The organism is Ruegeria sp. YTSA105, from assembly GCF_059610225.1.
Genome location: NZ_JBXWNE010000019.1, coordinates 46800 through 65879, shown reverse-complemented (window position 1 = coordinate 65879; position 19080 = coordinate 46800). Strand labels below are relative to the sequence as shown.

Genomic DNA, 19080 nt, shown 5'->3' with positions numbered 1-19080 from the left:
TCTAGACCGGAAAGTCCAATCCCAAATCCACGGTGCGCGCCGAATGGGTCAATGCACCTGAAGAGATATAGTCAACACCCGTTGCCGCGATTGAGGCGATGCGATCCAGCTTCACATTGCCCGAGGCTTCGGTCTTGAGCCTGCCATCCACCATCGCCATCGCCTCGCGCAGCATGTCATTGTCCATATTGTCTAACAGGACGACCGAGGCGCCTCCGACCTCAAGCACTTGGGCCAGTTGGTCCAGACGGTCGACCTCGATCTCGACGGCCATCATGTGGCTGGCATGGGCCTTGGTGGCCTCCAGCACCTGACGCACCCCGCCAGCGGCTGCGATGTGGTTGTCCTTGATCAGGATCGCATCTGACAGAGAGTATCGGTGGTTGAACCCGCCGCCATGCAGCACGGCCAGTTTTTCAACCAGACGCAGGCCGGGGGTTGTTTTGCGGGTGCAGGTGACGCGGGCATTTGTGCCTTTAGTTTCAGCCACGAAGCCGGCGGTCTTTGTGGCGATCCCGGTCAGGCGACCGGCAAAGTTCAGGGCCACCCGTTCGCCCGACAGGATTGAGGCGGCCGATCCCTTGATGGTCATCAGCGTATCGCCTGCCTTACAGGGTTGGCCATCGGCAATATGCGTGGTGATGTCCAATGAGGGGTCGATCAGGCGAAACGCCAGCGCCGCGACTTGCATGCCGGACACGACCGCATCCTCGCGCGCGTTCAGGCAAGCATCATAGGTGGTATCCGCCGGGATCACCGCGCGGGTGGTGACGTCGCCATAGCTGCCAAGATCTTCCATCAGGGCAATGCGGATCATCGGTTCAAGGACAAGATCGGGAACGGTAGAGAAGCTCATGATTGCTCCTTGCAGGCCTGCGCGCGGATGGCGAGTGCTTGGGAAAGGTACATTTCGGATCGTTTGCCGGGTCCGGCCGAGGGGTCGGGGAAATCGGATCGTTCATGCGCGCCGCGGCTTTCTTCGCGCGCCAAAGCGCCCGCCGCGATTAAAGTGGCGGTGGCGCACATGTTCAGGAAAGACGGGTTGTCGCTGTTTGCTGCCTCTAGCCGCGCGATGATGCCAAGCGCTTTGATCAGGCCCTTGCGATCACGGATAACGCCAACATAGCGGGTCATGGTCTGGCGCAGCTCTGTCACGGCGGCAGGGTCAGATGGGGTGCCGCCGTCCTGAAAGGTGATTTCCAGCGGCGGCGTCGCGCTAGGTGTTGGCAGGGTCCGGGCGATGCCTTCCGCGCAGATGCGGGCGTAGACCAGCGCCTCAAGCAGACCGTTCGAGGCCAGACGGTTGGCACCGTGCAACCCGGTCGAGGATGCCTCACCGCAGACCCATAAGCCGTCGATACTGGCGCATCCGCTGGTTTCGGTCGCGATGCCACCCATGTGGTAATGCGCAGCGGGGGCAACGGGGATGGGTTCCTGCGCCGGGTCGATGCCATTGCGGGCGCAATATTCGGCGACCGAGGGGAACTGTGCCTTGATCGCCTCGCCCAGAACCTCGCGCGTGTCCAGCATGGGACGGTTGCCCGCCTGAACCTGCGCATAGATGGCGCGGGCGACGACGTCGCGCGGGGCAAGCTCGGCATCCGGGTGGATGGCCTGCATGAACCGCGCGCCATGACGGTTGATCAAAATGGCCCCTTCACCGCGCAGCGCTTCGGTCGCCAGCGGCGCGGGGTCTTCACCTACATCCATCGCGGTGGGGTGGAACTGGACAAATTCGGCATCCGCAATCAGCGCCCCCGCGCGTGCCGCCATGCCAATCACCTGCCCGCGAATACGCGGCGGGTTGGTTGTCAGCGCATAGAGCCCGCCTGACCCGCCCCCGGCCAGCAAAACCGCAGCCCCGCGCAGCATCACCGGGGCTGACCCGCCATTATCCGCACGCTGAATGCTGACGCCGGTAACGCGCCCGTCTTCGACGTCCAGCCCAAGGGCCATGGTGCCCTCCAGAACCTGGATCGACGGGGTTTCGTGCACCTGTTCGATCAGGGCGGCCATGATCTGCGCGCCTGCCTGATCGCCCTTGACCCGGACGACACGGGCAAAGCTGTGCGCGGCCTCGCGCGACAGCACGTAATCGCCGCCCGCGGTCCGGTCGAAAGGCGTGCCCAGCGTGGTCAGGTCCAGAATATAGTCGCGCGCCTGACGCGTCACCAATTCAGCCACCTGCGGATCAACGGTGCCCGCACCGGCATTCACGGTGTCGTCCGCGTGGCTTTCCGGGCTGTCATCGGCGTCCATCGCCGCAGCCACTCCCCCCTGCGCCCAGGCAGAACTAGCACCCTCGCCCAACGCTTCAGGAGAGATCATCACCACCGGATGCGGGGCCAGTTTCAGCGCAGCATAGAGCGCGCCCAGCCCGGCGCCCACGATGATAACGCGGTCGGTGGTGAGGGTTTCCATCTCGGATCAGTGACCCAGCTTTCGCGACAGGTCGATCATCGCCTGCACCGAATGGCGCGCTTTTTCCGCGATCTCGGCGTCAACCTCGACCTGACCTTCCATCGTGTGCAGCACATAGAGGATTTTTTGCAGCGTGATCTTCTTCATGTAGGGGCACATGTTGCAGGGGCCGACAAAGTCGACCTCGGGCAGTTCATCGGCGATGTTCGAGGCCATCGAGCATTCGGTGATCAGCATCGCCTTTTCGGGCTTTTCGGTGCTGACATACTTAATGATCCCGCTGGTCGAGCCAGAGAAATCGGCCTCGGCCACCACTTCGGGCGGGCATTCCGGGTGGGCAATCAACCGTGTGCCCGGATTCCATTTGCGAAAATCGCGCAGGTCCTGGGCGGTGTATTGTTCATGCACGATGCACGAGCCCGGCCAGTACACGATGTTCTTGCGGCTTTCATTTGCCACGTTCTGCGCCAGATATTGATCCGGCGTCATGATGACGGTGTCGGATTCCATCGCATCGACGATCTGAACGGCGTTGGACGATGTACAGCAGATATCGGACGCGGCTTTCACCTCGGCGGTGGTGTTCACATAGGAGACGACCGGCGCGCCGGGGTATTTGGCGCGCATCTCGTCGATTCCCTCGGCGGTGATGCTTTCGGCCAGCGAACAGCCTGCGGCCATGTCCGGCATCAGCACGATTTTCTCGGGGCTCAGGATTTTCGAGGTTTCGGCCATGAAATGCACGCCCGCCTGTACGATCACGTCGGCTTCGACGTCGCTGGCCTTCATCGCCAGTTGCAGACTGTCACCCACAAAATCCGACACGCCATGGAAAATTTCAGGCGTCATGTAGTTATGGCCCAGAATGACCGCGTTCCGCTCTTTTTTAAGCGCATTGATCGCCTTGATATAGGGCGCATAGATCGCGAAATCCGGCGGCGTCACCACCCGGTCCATCCGGGCATAGGTCTCCTGCATTTCCTCAACCAATTCGGTCGAAGGTGTCAGGTCATAATGCTGTGAAAGCACATTGGTGATGCTCTGGTGAGTGACATTCATCTCGGCAGTCCTGCCTTGCGTATTGGGGTGGGAAAGGGGTCGGAATTCGTGCTGCCCGACCGTCCAAGAAAACGGTTGATTTCAAAGGCGCACGCCTCTGATCGCACAATTCGAGCGGTTTTGGTCATGCGATCTGGATCATTCCGCATAACCGATGCCTTCGGTCGATACACATGCATAGCAAATCGGCATGAAAAACCGCTCTGAATATCCTACTCAGTTGCGGGATGCATACGGTGAATTCCAGGCGCGGTAAACATACAAAACCCCAAGCCAATACCGGTATACGTGGATGAATGCGCTTACCTGCTGCAAATTTGCAGTTCGCGGAACAGTTTGTGGTCATCTCGGGTCGGGTCTCTGACGAGGTGTATGACCCGGGCGGCACGGCCCAACTTGTTACATTTCGTAAGAATTGAGAAAACATCAGGCAAAACTTGACGCTGATCGTGTCGACGTCCCTTAATCGGGGCGTTGGCGTCCGGGCCAGACCCGGACCCGCCATTTCCGGCCCGGGGAGGGGCCGGGTGGGGAGGAGAAAAAGATTGACTCAGACGCAGTCAGGCGCTGAAGGGATGCAGTCTCTTCCGGCGCTGCTACACCGCAATGTGACTCAGTTCGGGGATGCCCCGGCCTATCGCGAAAAGGAATTCGGGATCTGGCAATGCTGGACCTGGGCCGAGGCGGCCAAGGAAATCCGCGCCATTGCGCTGGGGTTTCTTGAGATTGGCGTTGAAAAGGGCGACCATATCGCCGTCATAGGCCGGAACCGCCCGGCGCATTACTGGTCGATGGTTGCGGCCCAAATGGTGGGTGCGATTCCGGTGCCGCTCTATCAGGACGCGGTCGCCGAAGAGATGACATATGTGATGGAACATTGCGGTGCGAAATATGTCGTCTGCGGTGACCAGGAACAGGTCGATAAAGTCATCGAGATTCAGGAAAAAGTTCACCAGATCAAACACATCCTCTACACTGACAAGCGTGGCATGCGGAAATATGATCATTCCCAGATGAACGCGCTGGACGACATCAAGGCCGAAGGCAGCGCAGGTCATGCTCGCTTTGATGCCGAGCTGGACGCGCGTATCGCTGCGATCACCTATGACGACACTTGTGTGATGCTGTATACCTCGGGCACCACCGGCAAGCCGAAAGGCGTGGTGCTGTCGAACCGCAATGTGATCGAAAGCGCCAGAAACTCATCCGATTTTGATCACCTGACCCGGAATGAGGACATCCTGTCCTATCTGCCAATGGCTTGGGTAGGTGATTTTATCTTTTCCATCGGTCAGGCCTATTGGTGCGGGTTCTGTGTAAACTGCCCCGAAAGCGCTGACACGATGATAACCGACCTGCGCGAGATCGGTCCGACCTATTTCTTTGCCCCGCCGCGGGTATTTGAAACGCAGCTGACCAACGTCATGATCCGGATGGAAGATGCGGGCAAGCTGAAGCAGCGTATGTTCCACCATTTTATGGCCCATGCCAAAAAGGTGGGTGGGTTACTGCTGGATGGCAAAGCGGTTGGGTTTGGTGATCGGATCAAATACGCGCTGGGCAATCTGCTGGTCTATGGGCCGCTGAAGGATACGCTGGGGTATGGCCGGTTCCGGGTCGGTTATACGGCAGGCGAGGCGATCGGGCCTGAGATTTTCGATTTCTACCGCTCGCTGGGGATTAACCTGAAGCAGCTTTACGGGCAGACTGAGGCGACGGTCTTCATCACCGTGCAGCCCGATGGCGAGGTGCGCGCCGATACGGTTGGTGTGCCCGCGCCAGATGTCGAGCTGAAGATCGCCGAAACGGGCGAGATCTACTATCGCTCGCCAGGTGTGTTTGTCGAATATTACAACAACCCGGACTCGACCGCCTCGACCAAGGATGCCGAGGGTTGGGTGGCCACGGGTGATGCCGGGTTCATTGAGGAAAGCAGCGGTCATCTGCGGATCATCGACCGCGCCAAGGACGTCGGAAAAATGGTCGATGGCTCGATGTTTGCGCCGAAATATGTTGAGAACAAGCTGAAGTTCTATCCCGATATTCTTGAGGTCGTGCTGTTCGGCAATGGCAAGGATCGCTGCGTGGCGTTCATCAATATCGACCTTACCGCCGTGGGGAACTGGGCCGAGCGCAACAACGTCGCCTATGGGTCCTATCAGGAACTAACGGCACATCCGCAAGTGTTAGAGACAATCAAGTCCCATGTGGAAGCGGTCAACAAATCGGTCGCCGCCGATGAAATGCTGTCGGGCTGTCAGGTGCATCGCTTTGTGGTGCTGCACAAGGAACTGGATGCGGATGACGGTGAGATGACCCGAACCCGCAAAGTGCGCCGGGGCTTTGTCGAAGAGAAATTCCACGACATCATCACCGCCCTTTACGACGGGTCTTCAAGCGTTTCGACCACGACCGAGGTGACCTATGAGGACGGCCGCAAGGGGTCGATCAGTGCCACGCTTGAGATTGTCGATGCGCCGGTTGTTCCGGTTGCGCAACACAAGGTGGCGGCGGAATGAGGGCCGGTCGTGCGCCGCTCGACCTGCGGTCGTCGCCCCGCCCGCCGTCCCGTATTTCCGCAAGTCTGGGAGTGACTGATGCTGGATAACTCCGAAGGATATGTCACCGAAGACGGCCGCAAGATCGGCGGCGTGGTGATGGAGATGAAGAACATCACCCTGCGTTTTGGCGGTGTGGTGGCGATCAAGGATATCTCATTCGACATTCGTGAAGGCGAGATCCGCGCCATCATCGGCCCGAACGGGGCTGGTAAATCCTCAATGCTGAACGTGATTTCCGGGTTTTATATCCCGCAGGAGGGTGAGGTTTGGTTCCATGGATCAAAGCGCCCGCAGATGCGCCCCTACGAAGTTGCGCGGCAGGGTATTGCCCGGACGTTCCAAAACATCGCTCTTTTCGAAGGTATGAGCGTTTTGGACAACGTCATGACCGGGCGGTTGAACTATATGAAGACCAACATCTTTCAGCAGGCCCTGTGGAAGGGCAAGGCTGAGGCGGAAGAGGTTGAAAATCGCGAGGCGGTCGAGAAGATCATCGATTTTCTTGAGATTCAGCACATCCGCAAAACTCCGGTATCCCGTCTGCCATACGGCCTGAAAAAGAGGGTCGAACTGGCCCGTGCGCTGGCGGCGGAGCCCAAGCTATTGCTGCTGGACGAACCTATGGCGGGCATGAACGTTGAAGAGAAAGAGGACATGAGCCGCTTTATCCTCGACGTGAATGACGAGTTCGGTACGACCATCGCCCTGATCGAGCATGACATGGGTGTTGTGATGGACCTGAGCGACCGGGTGGTCGTGATGGATTACGGCAAGAAGATCGGCGACGGCACCCCGGATGAGGTGCGCAGCAATCAGGAAGTCATCGACGCCTATCTGGGGGTGAGCCATGACTGATCTACGGAACGGGCTGAGAAAATTCGACGAATTTTCCGGGATGACGCGCCAGATGAAATCTGTTCGGAGGACATAGGATGCCTGAACAACTCGTATTTGCGATGGAAGTCATCCTCAACGGTCTTATGGCCGGGGTGCTCTATGCGCTGGTCGCGCTGGGCTTTGTGCTGATCTACAAGGCGTCAGGGATTTTCAATTATGCGCAAGGGGTTATGGCCCTGTTTGCCGCGATGACTCTGGTCGGGATCATGAACGGGCAGGTGCCGTTTGCACATCTGATCAATGCGACTTTCGGGACGCATATCCATTACTTTGGCTGGAATGTCCCTGCGCTGCTGGCGATTATTCTGACTATGGCGGTGATGGTTCTGTTGGCTTGGGCCGTGCAGCGGTTCGTGATGCGTCACCTGGTTGGCCAAGAGCCGATCATCCTGTTCATGGCCACCATCGGGCTGGCCTATTTCCTTGAGGGCGTGGCCGACTTGATGTGGGGGTCCGAGATCAAGACACTGGATGTAGGCCTGCCGCAGGGCATCAACCTCTGGCTCGATGAAGCGACCTTTAACGTCTTCGGCTATGGGTTCTTCATCGACAATCTGGACATTGTGGCAACGGTAATTGCGGCGCTGCTGGTGGCGGCGCTGGTTGTGTTCAGCCAATATACCAAGCAGGGCCGGGCGATGCGCGCTGTGGCGGATGACCATCAGGCGGCGCTGTCGGTGGGGATTTCGTTGAACTTCATCTGGATCATGGTCTGGTCTGTGGCCGGGTTTGTAGCGCTGGTCGCGGGCATCATGTGGGGCACCAAGTCTGGCGTGCAGTTCTCACTGTCGCTGATCGCGCTCAAAGCGTTGCCGGTGCTGATGCTGGGCGGATTTACCTCGATCCCAGGAGCCATCGTCGGAGGGTTGATCATCGGTGTGGGTGAGAAACTGTTCGAGTTCGCCATTGGCCCGATGGTTGGCGGTGCGACCGAGAACTGGTTTGCCTACGTGCTTGCGCTGATCTTCCTTGTGTTCCGGCCGCAGGGCCTGTTCGGCGAGAAGATCATCGAAAGGGTGTAGTCATGACCAAGCTCATCGCCATTCTCAACGTGATCGCATGGGCCGGGTTCTGGGCGTTTGGGTATATCGCCCTGACCTCGGACGATCTGACCGACAGCCAACTGACGATCGCCGCGATCCTGGCTTTTGCCGGGCTGGTCACCGGCGTCATGGCCTACATGAAACTTGTGCGCGCCTCAGAGGCGAGCGGATATGCCAAAGGCTCCAGCCAACTGAACACTGTCGCCCGAGACCGGGCGCAGGAAGAATGGGGAAAGTAAGACATGTTTTATCGCGAGGCCGGAGATTTCAAAACCTCTTACGTGGAAGACAGCCAGACCTTTCCGATCAAATTTGACCGGTATCGGTACTATGTGGTGCTGGCAGTGGCATTTGGGATCATTCCATTCATCATCAATGACTACTGGGCGAACGCGCTGCTGCTTCCGTTTCTGATCTATGCGATCGCCGCCATCGGTTTGAATGTATTGGTTGGCTATTGCGGGCAGGTGTCGCTGGGTACCGGTGGGTTCATGGCTGTGGGGGCCTACGCCTGCTACAAGCTGATGACGGCCTTTCCCGAAACCAGCATGTTCATCCATGTCATCCTTGCGGGCGGGATCACCGCCATTGTTGGTGTTCTGTTCGGATTGCCTTCGCTTCGGATTAAGGGGTTCTATTTGGCCGTGGCCACGCTTGCGGCGCAGTTTTTTCTGGTGTGGCTGTTCAACCGTGTGCCGTGGTTCTACAACTACTCGGCTTCTGGGCAGATCAACGCGCCCGAGCGGGATGTGTTCGGCATCATCATCACAGGCCCGAATGCTCCGGCCTGGGCAACCTATCTGTTCTGCCTGATCTTCCTGACCTTCTGCGCCATCATTGCACGGAACCTGACTCGGGGAACGACCGGCAGGACATGGATGGCGATCCGCGACATGGATATCGCGGCCGAGATCATCGGGGTAAACCCGCTCAAGGCAAAACTGACCGCCTTTGCTGTCAGCTCATTTTTTGTGGGTATCGCGGGGGCGCTATTCTTTGCGGTCTATCTGGGCGCGGTTGAGGTTGGCGAAGTCTTTGGCATCCAGAAATCGTTCCTGGTCCTATTCATGGTCATTATCGGCGGATTAGGGTCTATCTTCGGCTCCTTCGCCGGGGCAGCTTTCTTGGTATTGCTGCCGGTTGTTTTGAAGGTGGTCGGTGTCGATCTACTGGGCTGGCCCACTGATATCGTTGCGCATCTCAATCTGGTGATCGTCGGCGCACTCATCATCATGTTCTTGATTCTGGAACCGCATGGGCTGGCGCAGCTTTGGCGTGTGGCGAAAGAGAAACTCAGACTCTGGCCGTTTCCGCACTGACGGGCAGGCCCAAAGACAAGACGGGTGCAAAGCCCGAATTCAACATCGGACCAATCAAGGGAGGAGACACCCGATGAAGACGAAACTGGCAACCCTGGCGCTGGGCGCCATGATGGCCGCAGGTCCGGCCATGGCCGACCTTGTGTTCCCGTCGCTCAGCTATCGGACGGGACCATATGCGGCAGGCGGTATCCCGTTTGCTGACGGCTATGCCGATTATTTCACACTGCTCAACGAGCGTGATGGCGGCATCGGAGGTGTTTCAGCCAATGTGATCGAATGCGAAACCGGCTATAACACCGAAAAAGGCGTGGAATGCTATGAATCCACAAAGGGCGAAGGCGCCTTGGTATATCAGCCATTGTCGACCGGCATTACATACCAGCTGATCCCAAAAGTGACCGCAGATGGCATTCCGCTGCACACGATGGGCTATGGCCGGACCTCTGCTGCGAACGGCAAGGTATTCAGCCACGTGTTCAACTATCCGGCCAACTACTGGAACGGAGCGTCGGGCGCGATCAACTATCTGCTGAGCGAAAACGATGGTGACCTGAACGGTAAGAAAATCGCACTGGTCTATCACAACTCGGCCTATGGCAAGGAACCGATCCGCACGCTGGAGACCCTGGCTGAAAAGCACGGGTACGACCTGACGCTGCTGCCTGTTGACCACCCCGGTCAGGAACAGAAATCGCAGTGGCTGCAAATTCGCCGCGAAAAGCCTGATTATGTAATCATGTGGGGCTGGGGCGTGATGAACCAGGTCGCGGTGCAGGAAGCTGCGAACATCCGCTTCCCGATGGAAAACTTCATCGGTGTCTGGTGGTCTGGCGCTGAATTTGACGTGCAGCCCGCGGGCGACAAGGCAAACGGCTATAAGGCACTGACCTTTACCGGGCTGGGCATGGACTATCCGGTCTATGAAGATCTGCAGAAATACGTGGTGGATGCAGGCAAAGCGGCGGGTGCGGGCGATCAGCTTGGCTCGGTTCAGTATAACCGCGGTCTCTATGCCGCCATGCTGGCCGCTGAAGCTGTGAAGACTGCACAGGGAATCCACAATACCGCTGATATCGATGCATCCATGATGCGCGATGGTATGGAGGCGCTGGAAATGACCAACGCCAAGATGGAAGCGCTGGGCATGACCGGTTTCGGGCCTGAATTCTCGGTCTCGTGCGAAAATCACGGCGGACCCGGCCTTGTCGGCGTTGTGCAGTGGGATGCTGCGGCCGGAACCTGGAACCCGGTTCAGGACTTCCAGCCGACCGATGCAGATGTGATCAACACGTTGATCGAAGAAGATTCTGCAGCCTATGCAGCGGAAAACAACATCACACCTGGGTGTGAATAAGTGGCTGGCCCCGGTCTTGATCCGGGGCCGCGAAACTGACCAGAGCGGCGGGTAGCCGCCGCTCTATCCCAACGGTCCCTCTCGGGACAGGCATGAGGACACGCGCTGATGCTGGATGCGGCACAAACCACTGACGTGCAGGCGGAAACCCTGCTTGAGGTCAACAATATCGAGGTGATCTACAATCATGTGATCCTTGTGCTGAAAGGCGTCAGCCTAACGGTGCCCAAAGGGGGCATTACGGCCCTGCTGGGCGGCAACGGGGCAGGCAAGACCACCACACTCAAGGCTGTGTCGAACCTGCTGCATTCGGAACGGGGCGAAGTCACCAAGGGATCAATCAAGTATCGCGGGACCAGCGTGCATGAAAGTGAGCCTGCCGATCTGGTGCAAAAAGGCGTCATCCAGGTGATGGAGGGTCGCCATTGTTTCGAACATTTGACGGTCGAGGAAAACCTGCTGACCGGCGCCTATACCCGCAAAGATGGTAAGGCCGCGATCCAACAGGATCTGGACCTTGTTTACACCTATTTCCCACGTCTGAAGGAACGCCGCCGCAGCCAGGCGGGTTACACGTCGGGCGGAGAGCAACAGATGGTTGCGATGGGTCGGGCGCTGATGTCGCGGCCCGAGACGATCCTGCTGGATGAGCCGTCCATGGGACTGGCCCCGCAGCTTGTCGAAGAGATTTTCAGCATCGTCCAAGATCTGAACGAAAAAGAGGGTGTCTCGTTTCTGCTGGCCGAGCAGAACACCAATGTGGCGCTCAGGTTCGCACATTACGGCTATATTCTTGAATCCGGCCGCGTGGTGATGGATGGTCCAGCTGCCGAGCTGCGCGAAAACCCCGATGTTAAGGAATTCTATCTGGGCATGTCGGATGACGGCCGCAAAAGCTTCCGCGATGTGCGCTCATACCGCCGCCGCAAGAGGTGGCTGTAGGCGGATGGAGGATTTGGCGATGACGAAATTCTACGATGCGCTAGACACCCGCTCGGCCGACCAGCGCGCTTCTGAACAGGCTGAGGCGTTGCAGGTACAGATCAGGCGCGCGAACTCGGCTCCGGGGTTTGCAGCGCATATGGCGGATGTTGATACGGCAGCTGTAAAGTCGCTGGACGACCTTGTGAAGCTGCCAGTTCTGCGCAAGTCCGATATGGCTAAGGCGCAGGCGTCGCGCCCGCCCTTTGGCGGGTTTACCGTCAAACCGGCCCGGCATTTCCATCATGTTTTCCAGTCGCCCGGCCCGATCTATGAGCCCGGCAGCACCGATCACGACTGGTGGCGGATGGGGCGGTTCCTGCACGCAGCAGGTGTCGGGCCCGGAGACATCGTTCAGAATTGCTTTGGCTATCACCTGACCCCGGCGGGCATGATCTTCGAAAGCGGCGCGCGGGCGGTGGGTGCTGCGGTGCTGCCTGCCGGCACCGGCCAAACCGAACTGCAGGTAACAGCCGCGCGCGATGTCGGCTGCACCGCTTATGCGGGCACACCGGATTACCTCAAGGTCATTTTGGACAAGGCCGATGAGATGGGCGTGGCACTGGATTTCGTGACTGCCGTTGTTGGTGGCGGTGCTTTGTTCCCGTCTTTGCGTCAGGAATACGCCAATCGCGGTATCGCCTGTCTGCAATGCTATGCCACCGCCGATCTGGGCAGCATCGCTTATGAAAGCCCGGCGATGGACGGGATGATCATTGATGAGCATGTCATCGTCGAGATCGTCACCCCCGGAACCGGAAACCCGGTCGCGCCGGGTGAAGTGGGTGAGGTTGTCGTGACCTCACTGAACCCCGATTATCCGCTGATCCGGTTTGCCACCGGTGATCTGTCGGCGGTTCAACCTGGTCAGTCACCTTGCGGTCGTACCAACATGCGCATCAAGGGCTGGATGGGACGCGCGGATCAGACAACCAAGATCAAGGGTATGTTCGTGCGCCCTGAACAGGTCGCGGCGCTGGTCGACAAGCATGATGAAATCGTCAAGGCGCGCGTCATTGCCGCCCGCCAGGGTGAGATGGACACGATGACGGTTCAGATCGAAAGCGCCGGCGGAAATGACTTGGTTTATGCGAAATCCGTCGTCGAGGTGCTGAAGCTGAAAGGCGCGATCGAAGTCGTGGCGCCGGGATCGCTGCCGAAAGATGGTTTGGTGATCGAGGATCAGCGCGTCTACGAATGAAGGCTGTGCAACTCTGCGGCAGTATGTGTCGCAGATTTGTTTCGCTGCCCACTGGTGTTTCCGAGCGTTTTGGTCGATTAAAGACGGACTCTGCGCCTTAGCCAGTTAAAGCCGGGATCATGGCCGATATCGAAATCTCTGAGCACGGACGGCGCAACCGCGGCGCTGTAGGTACACGCCTCGTCGGCGTAGTGGCCTGCCTTGTGGCGGCAGCCTGTCTGTTGCCGATGCTTGCGGTTGTTCTGGCCGCTACGACGGGCGGCACGGATACGGTTTCGCATCTCCTGGAAACTGTTCTGCCCGGCTATGCTATGACGACGCTGATACTGGTCGTGCTGGTGGCCACGGGCACGTTTTCCATCGGCGTGGGCGCAGCTTGGCTCGTGACGATGACGCGGTTCCCTGGCGTGCGCATTCTGGAAATTGCGTTGGTGCTGCCGCTGGCCTTTCCGGCCTATGTGCTGGCCTATGCCTATACATTCATTCTTGATCACCCGGGCATTGTCCAGACCACCCTGCGTCAGGTAACGGGCTGGGGCCCGCGCGACTATTGGTTCCCCGAGATTCGGTCGACCGAGGGTGCGGCGGTGATGTTGATCTTGGTCTTGTATCCTTATGTCTATCTTCTGGCCCGCGCCGCCTTTCTGCAGCAGAGCGCAACGGCCTTTCTGGCAGCGCGCGCGTTGGGCAAAAGTCCGTGGCTGGCCTTTTGGCACGTGTCGCTGCCAATGGCGCGTCCCGCGATTGCGGGTGGCGTGCTGCTTGCCATCATGGAAACCATCGCCGATTTCGGCACCGTGGCCTATTTCGGGGTGCAGACATTTGCCACGGGCATCTATACCAGTTGGTTTTCGATCGGTGATCGGGTGGGTGCGGCGCAGCTGGCGCTCTGCCTTCTGGGCTTTGCGCTGGTCATGGCCGTGGCAGAACGGATGCAGCGCGGGAAGGCCAAATACTATCAGGCAGGCAAAAGCCACGCCTCGCTGCCATCCGCCCGGCTGAAGGGCTGGCAAGCGGGCGCGGCTTTTGCCCTGTGTGCCATACCGGTGCTGTTCGGATTTCTGTTGCCGGTGTTCATTCTGGTTCAGATGGGGATGGAGTCCGAACAGAACCTTCTGTCACGGCGCTATCTCGGGTTCATTCAGAATTCGCTGACGCTGGCCGGTGTGGCGGCGGTTGTCACGGTTTTTGCGGCCATCAGCGTTGGGTTCTTTCAGCGATTGCGGCCGGGGAGGGTGTCCTCTGGTGCCGGGTACATGGCGCGGCTGGGCTATGCGGTTCCAGGCGGTGTGATCGCCGTCGGGCTGATGGTGCCTTTTGCCAGTTTCGATAACGCACTGGATGCATGGATGCGGCAGAATTTCGACCTGTCGACCGGGTTGCTTGTTACCGGTTCGATCTGGCTGTTGGTAGCCGCTTATATGGTGCGGTTTCTGGCCGCCGCGCTCAGCGCATATGAGGGAGGGCAGAGCACGGTGCATGCCAATATGGATGCGGCCTCGCGGTCTTTGGGGCAGACACCGCTGGGGACGTTGCGCCGGGTGCATTTGCCGATTCTGACGCCATCTCTGCTGACAGCGCTGTTGATCGTCTTTGTGGACGTGATGAAAGAGCTTCCTGCGACCCTGATCATGCGGCCTTTCAATTTCGATACGCTGGCGGTGCAGGCCTATAGGCTGGCATCAGACGAGCGGTTAGAGGGCGCTGCTGTGCCCTCGCTGGTCATATTGGCAGTGGGGTTGCTGCCGGTGATCCTGATCTGTCGGCAAGTCGGGCGACAGCGTTAGACTTGACCAAAAAACCACACCTATTTGCGGATGGGCTTGATTCGAACGCGTTTTCCGGCAAGGCTTGAACCATGAACATGCAGCCTCCCAGCCGGTATTCTGCAAACTCGACCCAGATGCCCGTCGCGTTCGATCGGCACGAGATGTCCCAAATCCTTTCTGTCTATGGCCGGATGGTCGCCGCCGGAGAATGGCGCGACTACGGGATTTCGAACCTGTGTGATATGGCGGTGTTTTCCATTTTCAGGCGCACAGCAGAACATCCGATCTATCGGGTTGAAAAGGATCCGCGTCTGCGGGCACGACAAGGGATGTATTCGGTGGTCGGTATGGATGGTCGCATCCTGAAACGCGGTCATGATCTGCGCACGGTTCTGCGGGTATTGGAACGCAAGCTGATACGGTCGGTCGACTTGGATTAGAGCCTTTTATGGGCGGTCACGGGCCCATCGCCCTGTTCCAGAATGCGCGTGATTGCAACATCCATCGGCTCAAAGGTCACGTCCATGTGGAACGCATTTGCGTGCAGCAGCATATTGTCGCCGTAGACCCAGGCCACATGCCCTTTCCAGAACAACAGATCACCGCGCTGAGCGGGTGTGCCAGGGGTCAGCGCCTGACCCAGATCACGCTCCTGGTCGCCACTATCACCGGGGCAGGGCAGCCCACAAGCCAGCATTCCGGCCTGAACCAGACCTGAACAATCAAGTCCGAACCGGCTGTTGCCGCCCCAAAGATAGGGCGTTCCCAGAAACAGCTCGGCCACGGCGACCGGATCGGTCAGGGTTACGTTGATCTGTTTGGCGTGTATGGCCGGGATAAAGCCTAGTTCCGTCTCAAGAAATCCATTCTGTTCGGACAGGGCCTGAACCTTGCTGCCAAAGCTTAACGAGGTTCGGTCCCGGGATTTCATCGCGGGCTGCTCATAAGCATGGGTTGAGGGCGCGGTGATCCAATGGGTGGCAGGCAATTCGGGAGCCAGACAGTCTGACCGGACCCAGCCCGCATAGCCATCCTTATTCGCGGTGATCCGGCTCCAGCCGTCACGCTCTTCATCTGTGCGAACGCTATCCCCATACAACAGCTGGCGATCGCGGGGCCCGTCGGGATCACGCATCAGGTCGATGACCGGCTGTATGATGCGGTGCAGGGTCATATGCCCAAAATCTCAGGCAGGGCCGTCAGAAGGGCGCGGGGCCCCTGACCGAATCCGCCCTTGCTGCGTCCGGGTTCTTTGCTGCGTTGCCACGAGAAGATGTCGAAATGCATATAGGGACTGTCACCAACAAATCTGCGCAAGAACAAGGCGGCAGTAATCGAGCCTGCAAAACCACCCGCCGGTGCGTTATCCAGGTCGGCAATGCCGGGTTCAATCAGACCCTCATAGGGGTTATGGAATGGCATGCGCCAGACCGGATCGGCTGCTCTGCCTGCGGCGCGGTTCAAGGCATCAGCCGCGGCATCGTTGTCGGTATAGAATGGTGCAAGATCGGCGCCCACCGCCACACGTGCCGCCCCGGTCAGTGTCGCCATCGAGATCACCAAATCCGGTTCGCCCTCATCCGCCAGCGCCAATGCATCGGCCAGAACCAAGCGCCCTTCGGCATCGGTATTGTTGATCTCAACGGTCAGCCCCTTGCGCGAGGTCAGGATGTCGCCGGGCCGGAAGGCGTTGCCCGCAACGGAATTCTCTACCGCCGGGATCAGCACGCGCAGCTGCACGGGCAGCTTTAGGGCCATGATCATCCGGGCCAGCCCCAATACATTTGCGGCCCCGCCCATATCTTTCTTCATCAGCCCCATCGAGGCGCCGGGTTTCAGGTTTAGCCCTCCAGTGTCAAAGCAGACGCCCTTGCCGACAAGGGTCAGCTTTGGGCCTGTCACGCCCCAGTTCATCTCGATCAGACGGGGCGCTTGTGCGGCGGCGCGGCCAACCGTGTGGATCATGGGGAAGTTCTGCTCTAGCAGGGCGTCGCCCAGAACAACCTCGAAAGAGGCGCCGAATTCCTGTGCCAAGGCTTCGGCTGCGCTATGAAGCTGTTCCGGCCCCATATCAGAGGCCGGTGTATTGACCAGATCGCGGGTCAAGGCCTCGGCCCCGGCCAGAATTTCAAGCCGGGCTGCGTCGATACCATCGGGTGCAACCAATCGGGCCCTGGCCGGGGATTGGCTGGCATAGCGGTCAAAGGCATAACCGGTCAGCAACCACCCCAGGCATTCGGTTTCGAGATCCGCTTGGTCTATGCCCGATGCGATGTGATATGTGCCTTCGGGCAGGGCTTCGGCGGCGGCGGCCAAAGGAAAACGTTTGCGGGCCCGGCCTATGGTTGTGCCATACCCCGCCAGAGCAGACTGTATCGCACCGTCAGCGCCGGGAATCAGTAAGACCTGACCCAGTGCACCGGTAAATCCACTGATCTTGGCCCAGGTCGTCACGGCTTCGGGCTGACCCGCCAGCCAATCGTCCAGATCCGGCTGGGCAATGACGTGAAGGGGGACAGATGCGTCCGACGATGGAGCGAAAAACAGGGTCATGGAAATCTCGACTGTTGTGGCTTATGCCCAACCTAGCCGTCCATGGACCGTCCGCAAGCCCTGTCAGACCGAAAGATCTTGCTGATCCCAGATCACGGTCAGCGATTTCTCACCCACCCTGATCAGCCGCGACAGCGTGGCCCCGGCGGCGACCGAGTCGCCCGCGTCCACATTCTGCGCCACATCATTCGCCACACAGGCCAGCGCCATCATTCCGATCTGTTCTGCAATGGCCACAATGGATCGCGCACATTTGCGCAGCCCGGCCCAGTCACGCTGTCTCCAGAACCGCTCGCAATTCGACAGGCGCACCGCCAATTCCTCGACCGTGCGACACAGCACGTCCAACGCGTTTTTCTCACCCAGTTGTCGATACAGCCCATTCAGACGATCCGAATCCAGCCGCACTGTTTCTTTGTGTTCAAGCGTGACGATCTTTTCCACCACATTCACCCCAATTCTATACGCCCCCACGGCATAGCCCGAATGTGGTGCGCAATTCCTTTGCAAAACCTTGCCATGGGGCAGGATAATGGCTCGAATTTTCTTCGAATTCAGGTTACAGCAGTCCACCGAGACATGAACAGGGACACAAGAATGGAATTCGCCAAACCTCTGCCAAACTATCTGGTCAATCGGTATCATGGCTGGAAAGCCACCACATATTCGGAAAACCAGGTCTGGTATCGCCGTCTGGCCACCGAAGGGCAGCGTCCGCGGGCCATGGTGATTTCCTGTTGCGACAGCCGGGTTCATGTCACCTCGATTTTTGGGGCGGATCAGGGTGAGTTCTTTATTCACCGCAATATTGCAAACCTGGTTCCGCCTTATGCGCCCGACGGTGATCATCACGGCACCAGTGCTGCCATCGAATACGCGGTGACCGCGCTGAAAGTGGCGCATCTGATCGTGCTGGGCCATTCCCAATGCGGTGGTGTGCAGGGCTGTATCGACATGTGCAAGGGCCAGGCACCACTGCTGGAAGCCAAAGAAAGCTTTGTTGGTCGCTGGATGGATATCCTCAAACCAAAATATGATCTGGTTGCCGATATTGAAGACAGCACCGACCAAGCGCGCCAGTTCGAACGGCAGGCGGTTGTTGCTTCGCTCGAAAACCTGATGACCTTCCCCTTCATCTCCGCGGCGGTAGAGAGCGGCTCGCTCAGCCTGCATGGTTTGTGGACAGATATCGGTGAAGGTGGCCTTCAGTGTTATGATCCCGGCGAAAAGAAATTCGTGGTCGTCTGACCCGGCGGATTTTCGACAATTTCAGGCAGCGCGGATCAGACTACTGATTCCGCGCTGTTTTTTTGATAAGTTTGGGATGTCATTTTAGGGATTCGGAGCATTCCATGCGATTGATCAAACGTGTTCTTGTCACTTTGTTAGTCTTGATTCTGGTTCTGGTAGGGGTGTCCTTTATATTGCCAGGCAAAGCAGAGGTTTCGCGTAGCATCACGATTGATGCCTCGCCCGAGGTCATCTTTCCTTATGTCAACTCCATGCAAGAGACCGAGAAATGGTCGCCATGGTTATCTCGTGATCCCGAGACGAAGCTGACCTATGGCGGGCCTGATTCTGGGGTCGGGAATGTGCTGAACTGGTCGTCGGATCACCGGCAGGTCGGCACCGGTTCGCAAGAGATTACCGAAAGCGTTGAAAACCAGATGGTCAGAACCGCCTTGGATTTTGGTCCAATGGGCACTGCTATTGCCATGTTTGAACTGCAGCCGGAGGGCAGCGGCACCAGAGTGACCTGGGGATTTGAATCCGAATTGGGTATGAATCCCATGTCCCGCTGGATGGGGCTGATGATGGATAAATGGGTTGGCGGAGATTACCAGCGCGGGTTGGATAATCTGAAAGCGCTGGTCGAAGGGCAGGGGTGATTTAGAGGACCCCGAGGTGTATTCGGATGG

At 58.5% G+C, this 19080-nt stretch carries 18 protein-coding genes; 12 read left to right on the top strand and 6 right to left on the bottom strand.

The annotated features are described in order from the left end of the window. Position 1: 1 nt before the first annotated feature. The 3 genes from nadC to nadA are packed head-to-tail and all read right to left on the bottom strand — an operon-like array spanning position 2 to position 3480. Positions 2 to 856 (bottom strand): carboxylating nicotinate-nucleotide diphosphorylase, encoded by an 855-nt coding sequence (gene nadC, locus AC2FH2_RS18410; RefSeq protein ID WP_496824749.1) that lies wholly within the window; start codon positions 854 to 856, stop codon positions 2 to 4. Then, on the bottom strand, positions 853 to 2421 hold the full coding sequence (locus AC2FH2_RS18405; RefSeq protein ID WP_142637517.1) for an L-aspartate oxidase: 1569 nt from the start codon (positions 2419 to 2421) through the stop codon (positions 853 to 855). Before AC2FH2_RS18405 ends, nadC begins: the two co-directional genes overlap by 4 nt. A 6-nt stretch (positions 2422 to 2427) precedes the next feature. Then, the gene (nadA, locus tag AC2FH2_RS18400; RefSeq protein ID WP_496824746.1) at positions 2428 to 3480 is read right to left on the bottom strand and encodes a quinolinate synthase NadA; all 1053 of its coding nucleotides are present in this window, start codon (positions 3478 to 3480) and stop codon (positions 2428 to 2430) included. 575 nt (positions 3481 to 4055) lie between these two features. Here nadA and AC2FH2_RS18395 point away from each other — a divergent pair. From AC2FH2_RS18395 to AC2FH2_RS18350, 10 genes are all read left to right on the top strand, one after another. Then, complete coding sequence (locus AC2FH2_RS18395; RefSeq protein WP_496824759.1) at positions 4056 to 5999, top strand: AMP-binding protein; 1944 nt, start codon at positions 4056 to 4058, stop codon at positions 5997 to 5999. Between the two features lie 78 nt (positions 6000 to 6077). Beyond that, complete coding sequence (locus AC2FH2_RS18390) at positions 6078 to 6896, top strand: ABC transporter ATP-binding protein (RefSeq protein ID WP_170564193.1); 819 nt, start codon at positions 6078 to 6080, stop codon at positions 6894 to 6896. Positions 6897 to 6973: 77 nt separating this feature from the next. After that, positions 6974 to 7960 carry a branched-chain amino acid ABC transporter permease gene (locus AC2FH2_RS18385; protein ID WP_496824744.1) on the top strand — a complete coding sequence of 329 codons (987 nt, stop codon included), beginning with the start codon at positions 6974 to 6976 and terminating at the stop codon, positions 7958 to 7960. Between the two features lie 2 nt (positions 7961 to 7962). Further along, positions 7963 to 8220: a hypothetical protein gene (locus AC2FH2_RS18380; protein WP_496693118.1), complete on the top strand. Its 258-nt coding sequence runs from the start codon at positions 7963 to 7965 to the stop codon at positions 8218 to 8220. Between the two features lie 3 nt (positions 8221 to 8223). Next, the gene (locus AC2FH2_RS18375) at positions 8224 to 9300 is read left to right on the top strand and encodes a branched-chain amino acid ABC transporter permease (protein WP_496702962.1); all 1077 of its coding nucleotides are present in this window, start codon (positions 8224 to 8226) and stop codon (positions 9298 to 9300) included. A gap of 73 nt (positions 9301 to 9373) precedes the next feature. Further along, positions 9374 to 10657: an ABC transporter substrate-binding protein gene (locus AC2FH2_RS18370; RefSeq protein ID WP_142637531.1), complete on the top strand. Its 1284-nt coding sequence runs from the start codon at positions 9374 to 9376 to the stop codon at positions 10655 to 10657. Positions 10658 to 10765: 108 nt separating this feature from the next. Then, positions 10766 to 11599: an ABC transporter ATP-binding protein gene (locus tag AC2FH2_RS18365; RefSeq protein ID WP_496824741.1), complete on the top strand. Its 834-nt coding sequence runs from the start codon at positions 10766 to 10768 to the stop codon at positions 11597 to 11599. A gap of 19 nt (positions 11600 to 11618) precedes the next feature. After that, positions 11619 to 12839: a phenylacetate--CoA ligase family protein gene (locus AC2FH2_RS18360; RefSeq protein WP_496824739.1), complete on the top strand. Its 1221-nt coding sequence runs from the start codon at positions 11619 to 11621 to the stop codon at positions 12837 to 12839. 119 nt (positions 12840 to 12958) lie between these two features. Then, a complete protein-coding gene (locus tag AC2FH2_RS18355) occupies positions 12959 to 14626 on the top strand; it encodes an ABC transporter permease (RefSeq protein WP_271950692.1) in 1668 nt (555 codons plus the stop codon). Positions 14627 to 14697: 71 nt separating this feature from the next. Next, complete coding sequence (locus AC2FH2_RS18350) at positions 14698 to 15048, top strand: DUF2794 domain-containing protein (protein ID WP_271950694.1); 351 nt, start codon at positions 14698 to 14700, stop codon at positions 15046 to 15048. Here AC2FH2_RS18350 and AC2FH2_RS18345 read toward each other — a convergent pair. The 3 genes from AC2FH2_RS18345 to AC2FH2_RS18335 all read right to left on the bottom strand — a co-directional run bounded on the left by AC2FH2_RS18345 (position 15045) and on the right by AC2FH2_RS18335 (position 17614). Continuing rightward, a complete protein-coding gene (locus AC2FH2_RS18345; protein ID WP_496824737.1) occupies positions 15045 to 15782 on the bottom strand; it encodes a C40 family peptidase in 738 nt (245 codons plus the stop codon). The genes AC2FH2_RS18350 and AC2FH2_RS18345 overlap by 4 nt on opposite strands. Further along, positions 15779 to 17161, bottom strand: coding sequence for a leucyl aminopeptidase family protein (locus AC2FH2_RS18340; protein WP_496824735.1), 1383 nt, complete (start codon positions 17159 to 17161; stop codon positions 15779 to 15781). Before AC2FH2_RS18340 ends, AC2FH2_RS18345 begins: the two co-directional genes overlap by 4 nt. Positions 17162 to 17224: 63 nt before the next feature. After that, a complete protein-coding gene (locus tag AC2FH2_RS18335) occupies positions 17225 to 17614 on the bottom strand; it encodes a hypothetical protein (protein ID WP_496690522.1) in 390 nt (129 codons plus the stop codon). Positions 17615 to 17758: 144 nt separating this feature from the next. Between AC2FH2_RS18335 and AC2FH2_RS18330 the strand changes: the two genes are divergently transcribed. After that, on the top strand, positions 17759 to 18409 hold the full coding sequence (locus tag AC2FH2_RS18330; RefSeq protein WP_142637545.1) for a carbonic anhydrase: 651 nt from the start codon (positions 17759 to 17761) through the stop codon (positions 18407 to 18409). Positions 18410 to 18513: 104 nt separating this feature from the next. After that, positions 18514 to 19050: an SRPBCC family protein gene (locus AC2FH2_RS18325; RefSeq protein ID WP_496824733.1), complete on the top strand. Its 537-nt coding sequence runs from the start codon at positions 18514 to 18516 to the stop codon at positions 19048 to 19050. Positions 19051 to 19080 lie beyond the last annotated feature (30 nt).

Coding starts and splice junctions, on each gene's coding strand:
- AC2FH2_RS18345 (WP_496824737.1), bottom strand. CDS start 15,782: ATGACCCTGCACCGCATCATACAGCCGGTCATCGACCTGATGCGTGAT.
- AC2FH2_RS18395 (WP_496824759.1), top strand. CDS start 4,056: ATGCAGTCTCTTCCGGCGCTGCTACACCGCAATGTGACTCAGTTCGGG.
- AC2FH2_RS18360 (WP_496824739.1), top strand. CDS start 11,619: ATGACGAAATTCTACGATGCGCTAGACACCCGCTCGGCCGACCAGCGC.
- AC2FH2_RS18365 (WP_496824741.1), top strand. CDS start 10,766: ATGCTGGATGCGGCACAAACCACTGACGTGCAGGCGGAAACCCTGCTT.
- nadA (WP_496824746.1), bottom strand. CDS start 3,480: ATGAATGTCACTCACCAGAGCATCACCAATGTGCTTTCACAGCATTAT.
- AC2FH2_RS18340 (WP_496824735.1), bottom strand. CDS start 17,161: ATGACCCTGTTTTTCGCTCCATCGTCGGACGCATCTGTCCCCCTTCAC.
- AC2FH2_RS18385 (WP_496824744.1), top strand. CDS start 6,974: ATGCCTGAACAACTCGTATTTGCGATGGAAGTCATCCTCAACGGTCTT.
- AC2FH2_RS18325 (WP_496824733.1), top strand. CDS start 18,514: ATGCGATTGATCAAACGTGTTCTTGTCACTTTGTTAGTCTTGATTCTG.
- AC2FH2_RS18330 (WP_142637545.1), top strand. CDS start 17,759: ATGGAATTCGCCAAACCTCTGCCAAACTATCTGGTCAATCGGTATCAT.
- nadC (WP_496824749.1), bottom strand. CDS start 856: ATGAGCTTCTCTACCGTTCCCGATCTTGTCCTTGAACCGATGATCCGC.
- AC2FH2_RS18390 (WP_170564193.1), top strand. CDS start 6,078: ATGCTGGATAACTCCGAAGGATATGTCACCGAAGACGGCCGCAAGATC.
- AC2FH2_RS18380 (WP_496693118.1), top strand. CDS start 7,963: ATGACCAAGCTCATCGCCATTCTCAACGTGATCGCATGGGCCGGGTTC.
- AC2FH2_RS18355 (WP_271950692.1), top strand. CDS start 12,959: ATGGCCGATATCGAAATCTCTGAGCACGGACGGCGCAACCGCGGCGCT.
- AC2FH2_RS18375 (WP_496702962.1), top strand. CDS start 8,224: ATGTTTTATCGCGAGGCCGGAGATTTCAAAACCTCTTACGTGGAAGAC.
- AC2FH2_RS18405 (WP_142637517.1), bottom strand. CDS start 2,421: ATGGAAACCCTCACCACCGACCGCGTTATCATCGTGGGCGCCGGGCTG.
- AC2FH2_RS18370 (WP_142637531.1), top strand. CDS start 9,374: ATGAAGACGAAACTGGCAACCCTGGCGCTGGGCGCCATGATGGCCGCA.
- AC2FH2_RS18350 (WP_271950694.1), top strand. CDS start 14,698: ATGAACATGCAGCCTCCCAGCCGGTATTCTGCAAACTCGACCCAGATG.